Raw genomic sequence first — 16,321 nt, forward strand, 5'->3', positions numbered from 1 at the left:
CGGCAAGGGGGAGCACCCACATCGCTTCTACGTTCATGGGTCTCACCTCCTCGGGCGGTGTCGCGGTCAACTGCAAGCTATAGCCCGCGCAACATCTCGTCCAGTTCTTTCCTCGCCGACATCACGGGCCGCGCCATCACCCGAGTGGTCGTCGGTGACGAGGAGTGGAAGGCCGATGCCGTCGCGCGTGGCATGCCCGCAGCAGCCGCCGACTTCACCCTCGGCCGGTACCGCGCAGCGCGACGGGGAGAGTTCGCCGCCACCGACCCGACGTTGGAAACCCTCATCGGCCGTCGGCCGACGTCCGCCCGCTCGGTGCTCGAGGCCATCGTCTCCCAACCGTGATCGGTGCGGTGTGTTGACCCTCGACCGGGTCGAGGCCCCAGCATCATGCGCCATGGACAACGAGCCAACCTCGGACCTGACCATGACCCGCATCGGCGACGCGGTGCAGCTCGGCCGATCAGGGCAGAAGGTCCTCGCCCGGGACACTCTCACCGCGCTGTGGGACGAGATCGGCCCCGACGGCGACGCCTTTCACCGCTGCACCCTCGCCCACTACCTCGCCGATCTACAGGACACCACCGAAGCGGAGCTGAGCTGGGACGAGCGTGCCCTGGCCGCCGTGTCCGACCTGACCAACGAACGCGCCCAGCGTTACCTGTCCTCGCTGCAGGTTCAGGCGTTCCTGCCGTCGCTGCACCTCAACCTGGCCGACTGCCACCGGCGTCTGGGTAACACGGCTGCGGCCGCCGAGCACCTGTCGCGGGCCCGAGAGCACCTCGGGCATCTGCCGGACGACCCGTATGGCGAGGCCATCCGCACCGCCGTCCGCGACTTCAGGGTGGACGACCCGACCGACCTCCGGCAGTAGGAAGGCCGACCGCGCGCCCCCTGCGGCGGGTCAGCGCAGCATCGCCCGGGTCATTCGGCGGGTGGCGACGTACATCGCGATCGAGCCGAACGCGACGAGGTAGGCCACCGGGATCAGCAGGTCCCAGCCGAGGTTGCCCAACGCCGGCTCCCGAACCAGCTCGATGCTGTGGTAGAGCGGCAGCGCCTGGATCAGGGGCCGCACCGCCTCCGGGTAGACCGACAGGGGGTAGAACGTCGTCGCGAAGAGGTACATCGGCAGCATGAACAACTGGATGTACTGGAAGTCGGGAAAGTCGCGCAGGTACGTCGTGACGGCCAGTCCGCCGGCGGCGAACGCGTACGAGATCAGCACCGACGCCGGGAGGGCCAGCAGCACCCAGGCGGACGTGACCAGCCCACCGACGGCCATGAGGGTGAGGAACCCGATCGACGTCAGCAGCCCGTTGATCATCGCGCTGGTCACCTCGCCGACGGCGATGTCGGTGACGGAGAGCGGTGTCGGCAGGATCGCCTCGTAGGTCTTCTCGACCCTCATCCGGATGAAGACACCGAAGCTCGTCTGGTTGAACGCCGTGTTCATCGCCGTGGTGGCCAGGATCGCGGGGGCCACGTAGGCGGCGTACGATACGTCGACGCCGGGGACCGTGCCGACGAGCAGCCCGACGCCGACGCCGATCGACAGCAGGTACAGGATCGGTTCGACCAGCGCGTTGAGCAGCGGTGTGACCGACCGGCGGTAGATCATGAAGTTGCGTTCGATGAGCGCCAGGGCCCGGCGTCTCGTCCAGGCGGGTACGGCGACGGTGGTCATGGTGTCTCCACGAGGCTCTGGGCGTGGGTTGTCACGGGTGCAACCGTCGGCGGTAGGTGATGCGGGCGACCAGGAAGCCGCCGATCGCGAGTGCCAGCAGGTAGGCGATGTGCACGGAGCTGCCGGTGACCGTGGCCGTGCCGAGGCTGAGCGTGCGACACAGCTCCACCCCGTGCCACAGCGGCAGCAGGTAGGACACCGGTCGGATCCACTCGGGTAGCTGCGAGACCGCGAAGAACGTGCCGGAGAACATGTAGAGCGGCATGATGACGAAGCGGAACACCGTGTCGATGTGGCGAAGTTTGCGTACGCCGACCGCCCACGCGGCGGCGGGTGCGGCGAACGCGACCCCGGTCAGCGTCGCACCGAGCAGGGCGCCCAGAGCCCACCACCCCTGGATCAACCCGAACGCGGCCATCACCGCGATGAAGGCGCCGCTGGCGATGAGCACCCGGAAGGTGATGAATAGCAGGTGCCCGGCGGCGAGTTGCTCCGGCCTCAGCGGCGTCGGTGTGGCGCTCCGGTACGCCCCGAAGCCGGCAGCCCGGGCGACTCCTCCGGACGCGTCCAGGAACGCGTTCTGCATCGCGGCGGCGGCCAGCATGCCCGGGGCGAAGAACGCCGCGTAGGAGACGCCGGCGATCTGGGCCGGCGCGTTGTCGTCGACGAGGGCGCCCAGCCCGGCACCGATGCCGATGAGGAACAGCAGCGGGTTCAGCACGTTGATGACGATCGAGCCACGCCAGGTGCGCCGGTAGAGCGTGAGCCAGTATCGGAAGACGCGAAGCACCAGTGGTCTCCCCTGCTACTCGATGAGCGATCGGCCGGTGAGCTTGAGGAACACGTCCTCCAACGTCGCTCGGCGGACCAGTGCGGTGAGCGGCGTGAGTGACATGGCGTGCACCGTGGCGAGGGCGGCCTCGCCGTCGGCGGTGTAGACGAGCACCCGGTCGGGGAGCAGTTCGACGCGCCCGTCGGTGTCGCCGCCGCCGGTGGCCAGCACCGACGTCCGGAGCTTCTCCGCTGCGGTGTCCCGTTCGTCGAGGCGGAAGCGCAGTTCGAGAACCTCCCGGGTGGCGTACCTGGTGATCAGTTCCCGGGGTGAGCCCTGCGCGACGATCCGGCCGTGGTCGACCACGATGAGCCGGTCGCAGAGCTGCTCGGCCTCGTCCATGTAGTGCGTGGTGAGGATGAGTGTGACGCCCTGCTGTTTGAGCTGGAAGAGTCGGTCCCACAGGATGTGTCGGGCCTGCGGGTCGAGGCCGGTGGTCGGCTCGTCGAGCAGCAGGATGTCCGGTTCGTTGATCAGGGAGCGGGCGATGGTCAGCCGCCGACGCATGCCACCGGAGAGCGTCTCGACCTGGTCGCCGGCCTTCTCCTGCAGTTGAGCGAAGTCGAGCAGCCGGGTCGCGCGGTCCCGGATGACGGCCCTCGGCAGGCCGAAGTACCGCCCGTAGATGTGCAGGTTCTCCCGCACGGTGAGCTCGTTGTCCAGGTAGTCGTCCTGCGTGACGACGCCCAGCCGGGCGCGGATCTCCGGCCCCTGTCTCATCGGGTCCATGCCCAGCACACGCAGGCTGCCGCCGCTGATCGGAGACGTCGCGGCGATCATCCGCATGGTGGTGGACTTGCCGGCGCCGTTGGGGCCGAGGAGCCCGAAGGACTCTCCCCGCTCGAGCGCGAAGTTGATGCCGTCGACCGCGCGGAACTCCGCTGTGGACCCGCGCGGTGGATAGACCTTCGTCAGATCTCTCGCCTCGACCAGGGGATGTTCGCTCACCGGGGCAGCCTACGGAAATTCGACAGTGGACTGCAAGAATTTTGCAGAGAGATGCAACTTCTCGACGCAGGCGGAAGTTGGCGCAGGAAGACGCGGGTCACCGATCCTGGTGCGCGACAGCCGTCCGGTAGGCCTGCGGTGAATGTCCGTAACGAGACCGGAAGAGGCGGCTGAAGTGGGCCCTGTCCGGGAATCCCCAACGGGCGGCGATGGCGTGGACCGGTTGCCGCAGCAGCGGGTTGGCGAGATCACGCCGGCACTGCTCCAGGCGCTTGGTGCGGATGAGTTCGGCGACAGTCGTCGCCTCGGCCTCGAACAGGCGGTGCAGCGAGCGCGGCGAGATGTGGTGGACGGCGGCGACGCTGCGAGGGCTGAGCTCGGCACTGTCGAGGTGGCGGTCGATGAAATCGACGACGCGGGCCCGCAGCGCGGTCTGCCGGGTCTCCGGTGTAAGGGCGTCCTCGACGTCGAGGTACTGAGCGAGCGCAGCGGCGAGCAGGTCCAGCGCCACACCGCCCAGGATCTCGGCCTGGGCCGGCTCATACTGCTCCGGATGCGCCGCGATGCTGCGGAGGTGGTGGGCCAACAGCCCGCCGACGCCGAGGTGCGACGGCATCGGCGTAGCCAGCAGGCGGCGGATCCGGTCCGGCGGAAGGGGCAGCGCCGCGTGGGGTATCTGCACGGTGATCGTGGTGGCGAGACCGGGGCCGTCCGCGTGGTGCCGGGCGACGTGCGGCCGCGCGGTGTCCAGGAGCGTGAAGTGGTGGGCGGCTTCGAGCGTGGTCTCGGTGCGGTCCTGGATCAAGGCGCTGCGACCCGTCAGTGGTATCGCGAGCTGGTACACATTCCCCTCGGCCCGGCGGACCAGTTTCGCGGGCCGGGTCGAGTCCAGCGACGGGTACCGCAGCGAGGTCATCCGGATGCGGCCGAGATCGATGGCCTGGGCGTACGCGACGAAGTTGTCCAGCTGGGCGCTGCTGATGTGTGCTGGCGCTGTCTCCTGAGCGACCAGGGCATACCAGAACTCGAACCGCTCCGCCGGCGGCAAGACCGTCGTGTCCACCACCAGGTTGGGCAACACCTGCTCGCCTCCCCCGTATGCGAGGATGGATTCTTGCATGCTTCGATCTTCTTCATCCATGACGGGACTCCCGCGCCCGGTGCGGCCCGGCGGGTCGGCGAATGACAGCGGTGATCGGCGCCGACGTGCTGGAGGCTGCCGAGGAGATGACCCGGGCGCTGGTGGCACGCCGGGACGGCGACTGGTCGGTGCCGGCCGGCACGCTGAGCTGGAGTTGCTGGACCACCGCGGCGCACGTGGCGCACGACGTTCTCGCGTACGCGGGCCAGGTCACCGGCAGCCCGGATGACGGCTATCTGCCGTACGACCTGCGGGTCTCCCCCGATGCGACCCCGACGCAGGTGCTCACCGTGGTGCGGGCCTGCGCCGGTCTGCTCGCCGCCGCCGTCGACGCCGCCCCGCCGGACGCGCGGGCCTGGCACTTCGGTCCGTGCGATCCGTCCGGCTTCGCCGCCATGGGTGTGGCCGAGACCCTGCTGCACACCCATGACATCACCCTCGGCCTCGGTGTGCCGTGGCAGCCGCCGCAGCGGCTGAGCGCGCTGGTGCTGCGGCGACTCTTCCCGGACGCCCCGGCCGGCGACGCATCCGAGGTGCTGCTGTGGATGACCGGCCGCGGTGAGCTGCCCGGCCGGGCGAGGCGCACCTCGTGGGTCTGGCGGGCCGCTGTCGACTGACTCGCGCCAGCGTCGCGGGGTGGGTGGTCGCCCGCCGGGCGACCACCCGGTTGGAGCGTCACGGTCAGGTCCAGCTGATGCCACGGTTGCGAACGCTGCGCATGCCCTTCTCCTCTCCCCTCGGTGACGGCCCCCGTACCCGCCAGGTGAGCTCAGGGTCGGTCACGGCCTGCTGCGGCGGTAGAGATGTCGGCGTTCGGAGTCGTTCGGGCTTGTTCGACCGGAGAGTCGAACGTCGCGCTTGTGCGGGCAGGTCGCCGCGGCCACAGCGGTACGAGAGCGAGGACCGCCACCGCGCCGGACAGCCCGCTGAACCCGATCACTGTCGTGGCCGGCCACCGGTCGGCGGCCAGACCCGCCAGGACCATCGCCGTCCCCTGCAGCCCACTGAGACCGGTGATCGCCACCCCGAAGGCGCGTCCCCGGTACTGCGTCGGCACCGCCCGGCCGAACAGTGCGTTCAGGGGGATGGCGAAGGCGCTCGCGGCGCCGGCCAGCACCAACAGCAGGAGCATCATCCACAGCGGAGGGACGAGCCACGTCACCGTCAGCACCCCGGCCGATATCGCGGCCAGCGGCAGGATGAGCCGTGGCCGGGCCGCCGGTGGGCAGAACCGGGTGAGCGCGACCCCGCCGAGGGCCATCCCCAGCGGCGCCGCCGCCAGCAACAGTCCGACGGTGCCGGCGCCGCCGCCGTACTGCCGGGCCAGCGGTGCCATCAGCCCCTCGGCCGCGTAGGTGAAGGCGCTGGCCGTCCACAGGACGAGAACGTAGGACCGCAGCCGGGAATCAGCGAAGATCACCCGCAGCCCGACCGCCCGACCCTGGCCGGTCGGGCTCGACGGCGGTCGGGGCGCGGGACGGGAACGCACACCTATCCTGATCAGAACAGCGGAGACCAGAAAGGTGCCGGCGTCCACCAGCAGGGCACCGCGCAGCGACAGCAACGCCACCAGACTCCCCCCGACGGCGAAGCCGACCACCTGCACCACCTGGGCGCAGATGTTGTCCACGCCGTTGGCCACGGCGTAGCGGTCGCCGTCGAGCACTTCGGGCATCAACGCCGCCCGCGCCGCCACGAACGGTGGCCGCATCAGGTTGACCACGAACAGGAGCCCCACCAGGGCCGGCGCGGGGAGGCCCGGTAGCGCCGCCAGCGGGATGAGCGCCGCGCGGCCAAGGTCGCACACGATCATCACCCGCCGCCGGGGGAAGCGGTCGGCCAGACCGGACAGCAGCGGTCCGCCGGTGAGCCAGGCCAGGTAGGAACTGGCGTACGCGGCCGCCGCCAGCGCGGCCGAGCCGGTTTCGGTGAAGACGAGGTACGCCACGGTCACGGCCGTGAGCTGGTCACCGGCCAGGGACAGCAGGTAGGCGCCGAACAGGTGGCGGTACTCGCGTACCGCGAACACCTCGGCGTACGTCGCGGCGCGCTCGGTCACTTCGCCCCGTTCCTCCGGCGCCGGCGGTCGTCTGGGCGCTCGGCCCAGACCGTATCCGCGTTCGCGCCCTCGGGGCCGGGAGCAGGCGTTCGGACCTGTTCGGATCCGTTCGCACCAGGCTCGGACGCCGACGGGGAGGTGTCGAGAGTGCTGCCCGGCTCAGCCGGCGTCGAGCGTGTGCCGGTGACCGTCGAGCGGGAAGGGCGGGCGGGCCGGCAGGATCTCCTGGAACACGAAGCCGCATTTCTGCGCCACCCGGCAGGACGCCACGTTGTCGACCTGGTGCAGCAGGTCCAGACGCGCCACCTCGGGAAAGGTGTCGAACGCCCAGCGGCTCAACGCGGTGACCGCACGCGGGGCGACGCCGCGACCGCGTGCCCATGACGCCGTCCAGTAGCCCACCTCCGGCACCCGGCGCTCCGGCGTGACTCCCTTGAGCACCACGTTGCCCACCAGCCGCGCGCCGTCGGCCTGCTCTTCGACGACAGCGAAGGTGTACCGCCGGCCGTCGGCCCAGTCCCGCAGTGCGCCTTCCAGCCATCGCCGGGCCTCGGCGGCGGTGGTCACCGGAACTCTGGTCCAGCGGCGCAGGACCGGGTCCCGGTACGCGTCCACCAGGTCATCCAGGTCGTCGGCGCACCACTGGCGCAGAGCGACACCCGGCGCCGAGGGCGCGCCGGGTGTCCGCGATTCGATGAGCATCGGCACAGTGTGCCGTGACCGTGGCCTACGGGTCAGCCCCGACGGCGGCGCCACCGCTGCCACCACCCACGGCGCGGTCGACGCGGCGGGTGCACGGCTGTCACCGGCTCGGTGGCGGTCGCCGTGACCTCGGGTCGGTCACGTTCGGCGCGCCAACGGCGGATCACGTCCTCAGTGTTGACCGGTCGCACCGCCACCCGGGGGCCGTCGTCAGGGAAGCGCAGCCACGCCACGATCTGCGTGTTCAACTGCCCCACGAAGTCGCGGACGGACTGCTCGGTGGGCAGGTCACGGACCTCGTCGGGCACCTGCTCGACGCGTCGGCGCAGTTGCAGCGACGTGGGCAGCAGCAGGTCGCTGGGGAGCGCCTCGCGCTCCAGGAAACTCTTGATCCACCACGCCTCGTCGTACGGCGCCCCGCGACCGGGGATCGGCTTGCCCATGCCGGGCAGGTCGTCGAACTCGCCGCGCTGCACGGCATCCTGGATCTTCGCCTCCACTGACGCTTCCCACGCCTCGGTCACCGTGCGGCACCTCCCTGGCCACCGTAACGCGCCGCCTCCGGCCGGCGACGCGCACTTGCCAGGGGTCAGCGCACCCGCGACGGTGAGCATTCCCACCGCGGTGCCGCCGGGCCCACCGAACGCGAGTGGATCAGCCCGGATCGCAGGCCACGGCCCGCCAGGTGGCCCTGGGTCCGGAAGTTCATCCCGATTACGGTCGGTGTGGGGACTACCGAACCGGGGGGATCGTCATGGTGAGTACGGGCGCACTGCTGGGTATCGCGCTGGTCGCGTTGGGGCTGGTGCTCACACCCGGCCCGAACATGGTCTACCTGGTGTCCCGCTCGGTGGCCCAGGGCCGCCGGGCCGGGCTGGTCTCGCTGCTCGGGGTGGCTGCCGGCTTCGGCGTCTACCTGGCGGCGGCGGTCGCCGGTCTGGCCACCGTCTTCGTCCTGGTGCCGACGCTGTACGCGGTGGTGAAGCTCGCCGGTGCCGTTTACCTGCTCTGGCTGGCCTGGCGGACGCTGCGGCCGGGTGGGCACTCGCCGTTCACGCCCGCGCCGCTGCCGCCGGACCCGCCCCGGCGGCTGTTCACCATGGGTCTGGTCACCAACCTGCTGAACCCGAAGATCGCGATCCTCTACGTGTCGCTGCTACCGCAGTTCGTCGACCCGACCCGGGGGCACCTGGCGACGCAGAGCCTGCTGCTCGGTCTGACCCAGATCGCCGTCGCGCTGAGCGTGAACGCGCTGATCGTGCTCACCGCCGGCACCCTCGCCGGGTTCTTCGCCCGCCGGCCGGTCTGGCTGCGGGTGCAGCGGTGGGTGACCGGCACCGCCCTGGCCGCGCTGGCCGTGCGCATCGCCGCCGACCGCTCCCGCGCGGCGGTCGCCACACCCTGACCCGGGCGGTCACCGCCCCCGGTGGCGGCGGACCATCGCGGCGGCCAGCGGCGCGGCGTCCAGGTCACCGGCGGCGAGCCGGGCGGCGAGGGTACGGCGTACCAGCCGGTCGGCCAGCGCGGGCGCGTGTCGGCCGACGGCCATCTCCAGCCGGCCGCGTGCGGTCGTCGCCACGTCCCGGGGCGCCCGCCGGGCGGTGGCGGTCCGCAGGATCGCCGCGACGACCCCTTCGACCGGCTCGGGGCGGGACACCCCCCGCAGGGACAGCCCGGCCTCGGCGGTGCTGTCGTGGATCGGTGAGGCGACCATGCTCGGGTAGACGACGCTCACCCCGACGTGGGTGCCCACCTCGTGGCGCAGCGCGTCGGCGTACGCGACCAGGGCCCGCTTGCTCACCCCGTACGCGGCGGCCAGCGGCAGCGGCAGCACCGCCATCCGGCTGGCCACGAAGATCACCCGCCCGCGTGCGGTGAGCAGCGGGGGCAGCGCGGCGGCGGTGGTGCGCCAGGCGGCGAGCAGGTTGACCTCCAGTTGCCGGCGGACCACCTCGCCGGGCGGCAACTCGGCCGGCGCGGGACCCCCACCCCGGCGTTGTTGATCAGCAGGTCGAGCCCGCCGAGCCGGTCGACGGCGGCCCGCACCGCCGCCGGTACGGCCTCCGGGTCGGTCAGGTCGCAGCCGAGCACCGGCACGTCGTCGTCGGGGCGGGAGTGCAGGTCGAGCCCCACCACCCGGGCGCCGGCCGCGCTCAGTGCGACGCCGAGGTGGCGGCCGAACGTCCCGCTCGCCCCGGTGACCAGCACCCGCCGACCGGCCAGGGACCGACCGCTCACCGGGGCGCTCCCGGCGAGGAGGCCGCGCGGGAGCCGGCGCGGCGGGTCCCGGCGGTCAACTCCCGGGCCAGCTCGGCCAGGTAGACGTCGAAGTCCACGCGCATCGCCGGGCGGCGCTGACCCCAGCGGGCGGTCGCGGCCCGCAGTTCGGCCCGGCAGACGGCGCGCTGCCGATCGGGTTCCGGCAGCGCGTACCGGCCGGCGAGGTGCGCGGCGATCAGCTTGGCCTGCGCCTCGACCAGGGGGAACGCCGAACCGGTGGACTGCATCAACCCGACGAAGCTCAGACCGGGGGCGTCGGGGTGGAACACGTGCCGGTACAGCGGCAGGGTGTCGGCGCCCCCGGCGAGCAGCGCCGGGTCGAGGAACGGGACGTCCACCCGGTAGCCGGTGCACCAGATGATCAGATCGACGGTGTCGCTGCGGCCGTCGGTGAACTCCACCCGGTCGCCGTCGAGGGCGGCCACGCCGGGCCGGGCCTCGACGTCACCGTGGGTCAGCCGCGACAGCAACCCGTCGGAGAGCGTCGGATGGTCCTGGAGGAAGCCGTGCGTCGGCGCGGGCAGCCCGTAGCGGGCGGGGTTGCCGACGGTGGTGCTCAGCATCGTCTGGCTGATGCGTTGACGCAGGCGCCACGGCAGTCGGCGGGCCAACGCCCCGTTGAGGGTGTCCGAGGGGCGACCCAGCAGGTACTTCGGCACCACCCAGACGCCCCGGCGCAGCGACAGCAGGGTGCGGGTGGCGGCGTAGGAGGCGTCCACGGCGATGTCCATCGCGGAGTTGCCGCCTCCGACGACCAGGACCCGCCTGCCGGCCAACTGCTCCGGGCCCCGGTAGTCGTGGCTGTGGATCTGCTCGGCCGTGCAGATGCCGGGGTACCCGGGGTCGGGCAGCCGGGGCACCCGGTTGTGCCCGTTGGCGACGACCACGGCGTCGACGGTGACCTGGACCGGGCCGGTCGGCCCGCTGGTGTCCACCGTCCAGGTGCCGGAGGGAGTCTGGGTGACCCGCTCGACGGTGTGGCGCAGCCGGATGGCGTCGGCCAGCCCGAAGCGGGCGGCGTAGTCGGCGAGGTAACCGGCGACGCGCCGGTGGTCCGGGTAGTCCGGCCAGTCGGCGGGCATCGGGTGGTCGGCGAACTGGGTGCGACCACGGCTGGTGTTGAGGTGCAGCGTGCGGTATGCGGGCGAGTCGGGAGCCCCGTACACCCAGAGGCCGCCGACCTGCTCGGCGGCCTCGAAACCGACAGTGGGCACGTCGGCGTCCCGTAGTGCCTTGACCGCGGCCAGCCCGGCGGCGCCGGCGCCGATCACCGCCACCCGCTGTGGTACGCCCATTGCCGCCCCCATTAATCCAACGTCCGATGGATAATCGCCGGGTGGCGGCGGCCCGTCAAGGGGTCGGTGCTCCGTACAGCCCGTCGAGCAGGCGGTGCACGAACGCCCGGAACTCGCGCCGTTCCCGTGCGCCGGGCGCGCCCGCGGCCAACGCCACCACGTGCCCGTGCGTCGCCCACACCAGACTCCGTACCGTGATGTGGGGGGTCGGCTCGGCCAGCGCGCCGGCTGCCGCGGCGGCGGTGAGCAGCTCCGCGACCAACCGGTACAACGGGTCGGCGTAGCGCTGGTCGAGCTCGGCGTGCCGGTGCGGTTCCAGCCAGCGGCGCAGCCACAGCGCGGTGGTCTCGGGGCGGTCCTCCAGGAAGTCGACGAAGACGTCGACCAGCTCGTGCAGGGCCAGCCGCGCCGCCTGCGGACCCGCGTCCAGAGCGGTACGGGCCCGCTCGGCGGCCTCGGTCAGCACCTCCCGCTCGGCGGCGAACACCCGGGCGAAGCACGCGTCGTAGAGGGCTGCCTTCGTACCCGTGTGGTGCGCGACAGTGGCGACGTCGACCCCGGCGGCGGCGGCGACCTCCCGCAGCCCGACGGCGTCGAAGCCCCGCTCGGCGAAGAGCGCGGTCGCCGCGGTGAGCACCACCTCGCGGGTCGGCCGGGTCTCGTCACGGCGGGGCCGACCCGGGCGGCGGCGGGGCATGGTCATGGCGGTCATTCTGCCCCTAGAATCCAGCAACCGTTGGATTGCGGAGAGGATGCGGCGATGACCGGGCTGGACCGGCGGCCCGCGGCCGCCACCGACGCGACGCTGCCGCGCGGCCCCCTGGCGGGCTTCGCCGCCGGGTCGCTCGGCATGGGTGTCTGGGTGACCGTGCCCGGCCTGCTGCTGCTCTACTTCCTCACCGACGTGCTGGCCGTCGGGCCGTGGCTGGCCGGCCTGGCGCTGCTGCTGCCGAAGATCGCCGACGTGCTGCTGCACCCCTGGGTGGGGCACCGCGCCGACGTCGAGCAGACCCGCCGCGGCGACCGCCGTCGCCTGCTGCTGCTCGGATGCGCCCTGCCTGTCGCGTTCGCCGCGCTCTTCGCCGTGCCCGGCGGCCTGACCGGCGCGCCGGCAGCCGCGTGGGTGGCGGTGTTCTTCATCGCCGGCAACCTGCTCTTCGCCGCCTACCAGGTGCCCTACCTGGCCACCCCGGCCGACCTGCGCATCGGCTACCACGAACGCACCCGACTGATGGCGTTCCGGATGGTCGTGCTGACCCTGGGCATCCTGGTCTCCGGGCTGCTGGCCCCGCTGCTCACCGGCGGCGACGCCGCGACCCGGGGCGGGTACCAGCGCATGGGCGTGGTCCTCGCCGTGGGGATGCTGCTGGCCATGCTGGTCGGTGTCGCCGGCATCGCCCGACTGCGCGGGTCCGCGTCGGTGAGCACCGTGGCCGGACACGGCGGGTGGCGGGCGCTGCGCACCGCGCTGCGCGACAGGCAGTTCCGCTGGCTGGTCGCCGCGTACCTGGCGATGTCCACCACCACCCACCTGGTGCTCGCCGGGGTGCCCTACTACGCCGAGTACGAGCTGCGCGCGCCCGGCCTGACCACGGTGCTGGTGGCCGCCTTCGTGGCGCCGGCGCTGCTGGTCACCCCGGCCTGGCTGGTGGTGGCCCGACGCGTCGGCAAGCAGCGGGCGCTGCTCGGCGCGCAGGGCGCGTTCGCCCTCGGCTCACTGGTGCTGGCCGTGGGCCGCCCGGCCGGCCTGCCGGTGCTGGTCGCCGCGGTGGCCGTGCTCGGGGTGGCGTTCGCCGGCATGCAACTGCTGCCGTTCTCGATGCTGCCGGACGTGATCCGCGCCGCCGCCGGTGGCACCGGGGCCGGCACCTACACCGGGGTGTGGACGGCCACCGAGGCCACCGGCGCGGCGCTGGGCCCGTACGCGTACGCGCTGTGCCTGACCGTTGGTGGTTTCGTGGCCTCGACGGCGGGTGAGTCGCCGGTGCAGCCGGACGCCGCGCTCGCGGCCGTCCGCTACGGCTTCGGGTTGCTGCCGGCGGCGGCGATGCTCGCGGCGCTGCTGCTGCAACGCCGCTACACCCTGGACGCGACGGCCCGGGCGACGAGCTGACCGGCCGGCACTAGACTTCGCCCTCGATGGACGCCCAGCCCAGCACCACCGAGACCCGACCGTGCGCCCACTGTGGACGGCCCGTGCCGCAGCGGGTCGGCGCGGGTCGCCCGTTCCGCTACTGCCGCGACAACGACGGCGACTGCCAGCGCGCCTCCCGCAACAGCCGGATGCGCCACCGCAACGCCCCCGGTCTGCCCGGGCAGGTGGCCCGCACCTGGGAGGCGGTGGACCGGCTCGACCAGATCGTCGAGACGTTGACCGAGTCGCTGCACGCCGAGCTGTCCCCGGTGGGTGTGCAGCGCCAGCTCGCCCAGGCCCGCGCGGAGGCCGCCACCGAGATCGCGGCGGCGCAGACCGAACGCGACGAGGCCCGCGACGACGCCGACACCGCGGCTGCTGACGCGGCCCGCGCCCGCGAGCAGGCCCGCGACGCCCGCGCCGAGGCCGACGACGCCGGCCAGCGCGCCGAGCAGGCGCACCACCAGGCCACCGCTGCCGACGAACGGGCGCGGCACGCCGAGGCCGCCCGCGACCAGGCCCGCCACGACGCCAGCGCCGCCGAGGCGCTGCGCGCCCAGGCCGAGCGCGACCGCGATCAGGCCCGCACCGAGGTACGGGACCTGCGCACGGAACGCGACGCCGAACGGCAGCGGGTGGCCGACCTGAGCGTGGAACGCGACGCGCTGCGCGCCGACGCCGAACGGGCCGCCCGGGCCGCCGCCGAGGCGACCGAGCGGGCCGGGCGGTGGCAGGCCGAGGTGCAGGACGTCCGGCGTCAGATCGAGCAGTCCCGCGCCGACGCGGCGCGGACCCGCGCCGAGGCCGCCGACGCCGCCCGCGCCCGCGAGCAGGCCGACCGGGCCCGCGACCGCGCCGAGGTCGCCGCCCGGCAGGCCGACGAGGCCCGGCAGGAGGCCGCGGAGCTGGCCGCGCGGCTGCGCGCCGAGCTGGCCGCCCTGGCCGCCCACCGCGACACGCTCACCGCCGAGCTGACCGTGGCCCGGCAGGCCGCGGCGACCGCCGAGGGGCACCGCACCGCCCTGACGGTACGACTCGACGCCGCCGAGACCGACCGGGACCTGGCTCAGCGGCGGGTGGCGCAGCTCGGCGACCAGGTCAGCGACCTGGCGCTGGCGCTGGCCCGCCTCGGTGCCGCCGCTCCCGGCGACGCCACCTGATGATCGCGGCGCAACCTTCGGTAGGCTCAGGCGGTTAACCTCCCCGGTGGCAGCTCGCGACCCGCCTGGGGATCACCTCACCGGGTGAGCGTCCCGGCCGGCTACCCTTGGTCCCGGCCCACCCGTGGACGCCTCACGCCCTCGGGCGGGAATGGCTCGACGGGGACGCACCGTTACACCCAGAAGACCAGCACCACGAACGAGGGGAAGTCGATCATGGGCGAGCGTATGCTGCGCGGAAGCCGCCTTGGCGCGGTGAGCTATGAATCCGACCGCAACACGGAGCTCGCGCCGCGTCAGACCCGCGAGTACCTCTGCGCCAAGGGCCACCAGTTCGAGGTGCCGTTCGCCGTCGACGCCGAGGTCCCGACGACCTGGGAATGCAAGTTCGACGGCAGCGTCGCCCGACTCGTCGACGGCAACGAGCCGGAGCAGAAGAAGGCCAAGCCGCCGCGTACCCACTGGGACATGCTTCTGGAGCGGCGTTCGATCGCCGAGCTGGAGGACATCCTGGAGGAGCGCCTGCAGGAGGTTCGGACCCGCCGCGGCCGCGCCTGAGCCGCACGACGCACAACGACGGCGCCCCCGGGGGGAAACCCCGGGGGCGCCGTCGTGTCTGTGTCTGTGTGCGGTAGGTGCCCTGGTCTCAGTGCCGACCGGGCTCGACGATCTCACCCTCGATGGCCCGACCACCGTCGACCACCACCGGCTGCTCCGGCTGGGGAGTCGGCTGCGGGGTCGGTTGCGGCGCACCCTGGCGCACCCGCACCGTACGGGGCCCGAACAGGTCACCGGCGACCATCGACGACACCCGCCGCTCGGTGGCGCGCCGCACCCCGGCGCGGGCCAGTCGACGCACCGGCGGCACCAGCAACAGCAACCCGACCAGCCCGCTGACCAGGCCCGGCACCGCCAACAACAGCGCGCCGGCCAACCCGACGAGCCCGTCGGTCACCTGCCCACCCGGGGGCTGCCCGGCCGCCGCCGCGGCGCGGAAACCACGCCAGGCGCGCATCCCCTCGCGGCGCAGCAGCACCAGACCCAGCAGGGACGCGGCGAACACCAGCAACACCGCCGCACCGAACCCCAGCGCCCGTCCCACACCGACGAACACCGCCAGCTCCAGCACCACCGCCAGCAACAGGGCCAACGGTACGAACCTCAGTCCTCGGCGCATCTCACCTCATCGCCATTCCTGCGGACACTACGGACGTGTTCCGCTCATCCAGCATGACACGGCCGCGCTCACGGCCACCGTGCCTGACCGGTGGCGGTGCCGTGCAGGCCCCGGCGTACCGCCTGGCGGCGGTCCCGCACACCCCAGGCGGTGATCCGCCACAGCGCCTCAGCCACGATCTTCGGGCTCATCTTGCTGTCGCCGCGTTCCCGTTCGGCGAAGGTGATCGGCACCTCCACGATCCGCACCCCGGCCCGGTGCGCCAGCCGCGACAACTCCACCTGGAACGAGTACCCCTGCGAGGTGACCGACTCCAGGTCGATGGCGTCCAACGCGCTGATCCGGTACACCCGGTAACCGCCGGTGGCGTCCGAGACGGGCATGCCCAGTGCCAGGCGCGCGTACAGGTTGCCGCCGCGCGACAGCAGCAGCCGCCGCAGCGGCCAGTTGAGCACCCGCGCGCCGCTGGTCCACCGTGAGCCGATCACCACGTCGGCGTCGCGGGCGGCGTCCAGCAGCGCCGGCAGGTCCTCCGGGGCGTGCGAGCCGTCGGCGTCCATCTCCACGACGGCCTGGTAGCCACGCTCGCGCGCCCAACCGAACCCGGCCAGGTACGCGGCACCGAGGCCCTGCTTACCGTGGCGGTGCAGCACCTGGACGTGCGCGTCGCCGTCGGAGAGGGCGTCGGCGATCGCGCCGGTGCCGTCGGGGCTGTTGTCGTCGGCGATGAGGATCTGCACCGCCGGGGCGGCGCGCCGGACCCGGCCCACGATCACGGCGATGTTGTCGGCCTCGTTGTAGGTGGGGATCACCACCAGCACCCGGCCCACCCCGGGCACCTCGTCCGTGCGTCGGATCGTATCGGTCGCCTGGATCACGGTTCCTCCGCTCCCGCCGGCGTACCGG

The 16,321-nt window shown here is 72.8% G+C and carries 20 protein-coding genes; 7 read left to right on the forward strand and 13 right to left on the reverse strand.

Annotated elements, in window-relative coordinates:
* The first annotated feature begins 144 nt into the window (after window positions 1-144).
* Window positions 145-345, forward strand: coding sequence for a hypothetical protein (locus ACQP0U_RS16010; RefSeq protein WP_433320311.1), 201 nt, complete (start codon window positions 145-147; stop codon window positions 343-345).
* A gap of 52 nt (window positions 346-397) precedes the next feature.
* A complete protein-coding gene (locus ACQP0U_RS16015; protein ID WP_433320314.1) occupies window positions 398-874 on the forward strand; it encodes a tetratricopeptide repeat protein in 477 nt (158 codons plus the stop codon).
* Between the two features lie 30 nt (window positions 875-904).
* On the opposite strand, the gene ACQP0U_RS16020 is transcribed toward ACQP0U_RS16015, so the two are convergent.
* The 4 genes from ACQP0U_RS16020 to ACQP0U_RS16035 all read right to left on the reverse strand — a co-directional run bounded on the left by ACQP0U_RS16020 (window position 905) and on the right by ACQP0U_RS16035 (window position 4,587).
* Window positions 905-1,687, reverse strand: coding sequence for an ABC transporter permease (locus ACQP0U_RS16020; protein WP_433320317.1), 783 nt, complete (start codon window positions 1,685-1,687; stop codon window positions 905-907).
* 31 nt (window positions 1,688-1,718) lie between these two features.
* On the reverse strand, window positions 1,719-2,477 hold the full coding sequence (locus ACQP0U_RS16025) for an ABC transporter permease (protein ID WP_433320320.1): 759 nt from the start codon (window positions 2,475-2,477) through the stop codon (window positions 1,719-1,721).
* A gap of 15 nt (window positions 2,478-2,492) precedes the next feature.
* On the reverse strand, window positions 2,493-3,467 hold the full coding sequence (locus ACQP0U_RS16030; protein ID WP_433320323.1) for an ABC transporter ATP-binding protein: 975 nt from the start codon (window positions 3,465-3,467) through the stop codon (window positions 2,493-2,495).
* A gap of 97 nt (window positions 3,468-3,564) precedes the next feature.
* Window positions 3,565-4,587: a helix-turn-helix domain-containing protein gene (locus tag ACQP0U_RS16035; protein ID WP_433320326.1), complete on the reverse strand. Its 1,023-nt coding sequence runs from the start codon at window positions 4,585-4,587 to the stop codon at window positions 3,565-3,567.
* Window positions 4,588-4,649: 62 nt separating this feature from the next.
* Here ACQP0U_RS16035 and ACQP0U_RS16040 point away from each other — a divergent pair, with 62 nt between their 5' ends.
* Window positions 4,650-5,225, forward strand: a complete 576-nt coding sequence (locus ACQP0U_RS16040) for a maleylpyruvate isomerase N-terminal domain-containing protein (protein ID WP_433320329.1) — start codon at window positions 4,650-4,652, stop codon at window positions 5,223-5,225.
* A 152-nt stretch (window positions 5,226-5,377) separates the two neighbouring features.
* Here the strand turns inward: ACQP0U_RS16040 and ACQP0U_RS16045 are convergent, their stop codons facing one another.
* From ACQP0U_RS16045 to ACQP0U_RS16055, 3 genes are all read right to left on the reverse strand, one after another.
* Window positions 5,378-6,667: an MFS transporter gene (locus ACQP0U_RS16045; RefSeq protein ID WP_433320332.1), complete on the reverse strand. Its 1,290-nt coding sequence runs from the start codon at window positions 6,665-6,667 to the stop codon at window positions 5,378-5,380.
* A gap of 159 nt (window positions 6,668-6,826) precedes the next feature.
* Window positions 6,827-7,369: a GNAT family N-acetyltransferase gene (locus ACQP0U_RS16050; protein WP_433320335.1), complete on the reverse strand. Its 543-nt coding sequence runs from the start codon at window positions 7,367-7,369 to the stop codon at window positions 6,827-6,829.
* A 32-nt stretch (window positions 7,370-7,401) separates the two neighbouring features.
* Window positions 7,402-7,893 carry a DUF1992 domain-containing protein gene (locus tag ACQP0U_RS16055; RefSeq protein WP_433320338.1) on the reverse strand — a complete coding sequence of 164 codons (492 nt, stop codon included), beginning with the start codon at window positions 7,891-7,893 and terminating at the stop codon, window positions 7,402-7,404.
* A gap of 230 nt (window positions 7,894-8,123) precedes the next feature.
* On the opposite strand from ACQP0U_RS16055, the gene ACQP0U_RS16060 reads away from it, so the two are divergent.
* On the forward strand, window positions 8,124-8,774 hold the full coding sequence (locus ACQP0U_RS16060; protein WP_433320341.1) for a LysE family translocator: 651 nt from the start codon (window positions 8,124-8,126) through the stop codon (window positions 8,772-8,774).
* A gap of 9 nt (window positions 8,775-8,783) precedes the next feature.
* Here ACQP0U_RS16060 and ACQP0U_RS16065 read toward each other — a convergent pair whose 3' ends face one another.
* The 4 genes from ACQP0U_RS16065 to ACQP0U_RS16080 are packed head-to-tail and all read right to left on the reverse strand — an operon-like array spanning window position 8,784 to window position 11,647.
* Entirely contained in the window at window positions 8,784-9,320 is a 537-nt protein-coding gene (locus ACQP0U_RS16065) for an SDR family NAD(P)-dependent oxidoreductase (RefSeq protein WP_433320344.1), read from the reverse strand.
* Entirely contained in the window at window positions 9,227-9,607 is a 381-nt protein-coding gene (locus ACQP0U_RS16070) for an SDR family NAD(P)-dependent oxidoreductase (protein WP_433320347.1), read from the reverse strand. Before ACQP0U_RS16070 ends, ACQP0U_RS16065 begins: the two co-directional genes overlap by 94 nt.
* Window positions 9,604-10,944 (reverse strand): flavin-containing monooxygenase, encoded by a 1,341-nt coding sequence (locus ACQP0U_RS16075; protein WP_433320350.1) that lies wholly within the window; start codon window positions 10,942-10,944, stop codon window positions 9,604-9,606. Before ACQP0U_RS16075 ends, ACQP0U_RS16070 begins: the two co-directional genes overlap by 4 nt.
* Before the next feature lie 55 nt (window positions 10,945-10,999).
* Entirely contained in the window at window positions 11,000-11,647 is a 648-nt protein-coding gene (locus ACQP0U_RS16080) for a TetR/AcrR family transcriptional regulator (protein ID WP_433320353.1), read from the reverse strand.
* A gap of 57 nt (window positions 11,648-11,704) precedes the next feature.
* On the opposite strand from ACQP0U_RS16080, the gene ACQP0U_RS16085 reads away from it, so the two are divergent.
* From ACQP0U_RS16085 to ACQP0U_RS16095, 3 genes are all read left to right on the forward strand, one after another.
* Window positions 11,705-13,057: an MFS transporter gene (locus tag ACQP0U_RS16085; RefSeq protein ID WP_433320356.1), complete on the forward strand. Its 1,353-nt coding sequence runs from the start codon at window positions 11,705-11,707 to the stop codon at window positions 13,055-13,057.
* Between the two features lie 26 nt (window positions 13,058-13,083).
* Window positions 13,084-14,238 carry a hypothetical protein gene (locus ACQP0U_RS16090; RefSeq protein WP_433320359.1) on the forward strand — a complete coding sequence of 385 codons (1,155 nt, stop codon included), beginning with the start codon at window positions 13,084-13,086 and terminating at the stop codon, window positions 14,236-14,238.
* Window positions 14,239-14,454: 216 nt separating this feature from the next.
* Window positions 14,455-14,796, forward strand: coding sequence for an RNA polymerase-binding protein RbpA (locus tag ACQP0U_RS16095; protein WP_091398247.1), 342 nt, complete (start codon window positions 14,455-14,457; stop codon window positions 14,794-14,796).
* 88 nt (window positions 14,797-14,884) lie between these two features.
* On the opposite strand, the gene ACQP0U_RS16100 is transcribed toward ACQP0U_RS16095, so the two are convergent.
* Both ACQP0U_RS16100 and ACQP0U_RS16105 read right to left on the reverse strand, forming a co-directional pair.
* A complete protein-coding gene (locus ACQP0U_RS16100; RefSeq protein WP_238681388.1) occupies window positions 14,885-15,415 on the reverse strand; it encodes an FxsA family protein in 531 nt (176 codons plus the stop codon).
* 68 nt (window positions 15,416-15,483) lie between these two features.
* Window positions 15,484-16,293: a polyprenol monophosphomannose synthase gene (locus ACQP0U_RS16105; protein WP_433320362.1), complete on the reverse strand. Its 810-nt coding sequence runs from the start codon at window positions 16,291-16,293 to the stop codon at window positions 15,484-15,486.
* Between the last annotated feature and the right edge of the window lie 28 nt (window positions 16,294-16,321).

The sequence above is a fragment of the Micromonospora sp. CA-269861 genome, assembly GCF_050948505.1.
Classification (GTDB): Bacteria; Actinomycetota; Actinomycetes; order Mycobacteriales; family Micromonosporaceae; genus Micromonospora.

Bases quoted from the DNA above. Each gene is read 5' to 3' on its own strand.
- ACQP0U_RS16020 (WP_433320317.1), bottom strand. From the start codon at position 1,687: ATGACCACCGTCGCCGTACCCGCCTGGACGAGACGCCGGGCCCTGGCG.
- ACQP0U_RS16040 (WP_433320329.1), top strand. From the start codon at position 4,650: ATGACAGCGGTGATCGGCGCCGACGTGCTGGAGGCTGCCGAGGAGATG.
- ACQP0U_RS16100 (WP_238681388.1), bottom strand. From the start codon at position 15,415: ATGCGCCGAGGACTGAGGTTCGTACCGTTGGCCCTGTTGCTGGCGGTG.
- ACQP0U_RS16060 (WP_433320341.1), top strand. From the start codon at position 8,124: ATGGTGAGTACGGGCGCACTGCTGGGTATCGCGCTGGTCGCGTTGGGG.
- ACQP0U_RS16095 (WP_091398247.1), top strand. From the start codon at position 14,455: ATGGGCGAGCGTATGCTGCGCGGAAGCCGCCTTGGCGCGGTGAGCTAT.
- ACQP0U_RS16075 (WP_433320350.1), bottom strand. From the start codon at position 10,944: ATGGGCGTACCACAGCGGGTGGCGGTGATCGGCGCCGGCGCCGCCGGG.
- ACQP0U_RS16085 (WP_433320356.1), top strand. From the start codon at position 11,705: ATGACCGGGCTGGACCGGCGGCCCGCGGCCGCCACCGACGCGACGCTG.
- ACQP0U_RS16090 (WP_433320359.1), top strand. From the start codon at position 13,084: ATGGACGCCCAGCCCAGCACCACCGAGACCCGACCGTGCGCCCACTGT.
- ACQP0U_RS16035 (WP_433320326.1), bottom strand. From the start codon at position 4,587: ATGCAAGAATCCATCCTCGCATACGGGGGAGGCGAGCAGGTGTTGCCC.
- ACQP0U_RS16015 (WP_433320314.1), top strand. From the start codon at position 398: ATGGACAACGAGCCAACCTCGGACCTGACCATGACCCGCATCGGCGAC.
- ACQP0U_RS16050 (WP_433320335.1), bottom strand. From the start codon at position 7,369: ATGCTCATCGAATCGCGGACACCCGGCGCGCCCTCGGCGCCGGGTGTC.
- ACQP0U_RS16080 (WP_433320353.1), bottom strand. From the start codon at position 11,647: ATGACCATGCCCCGCCGCCGCCCGGGTCGGCCCCGCCGTGACGAGACC.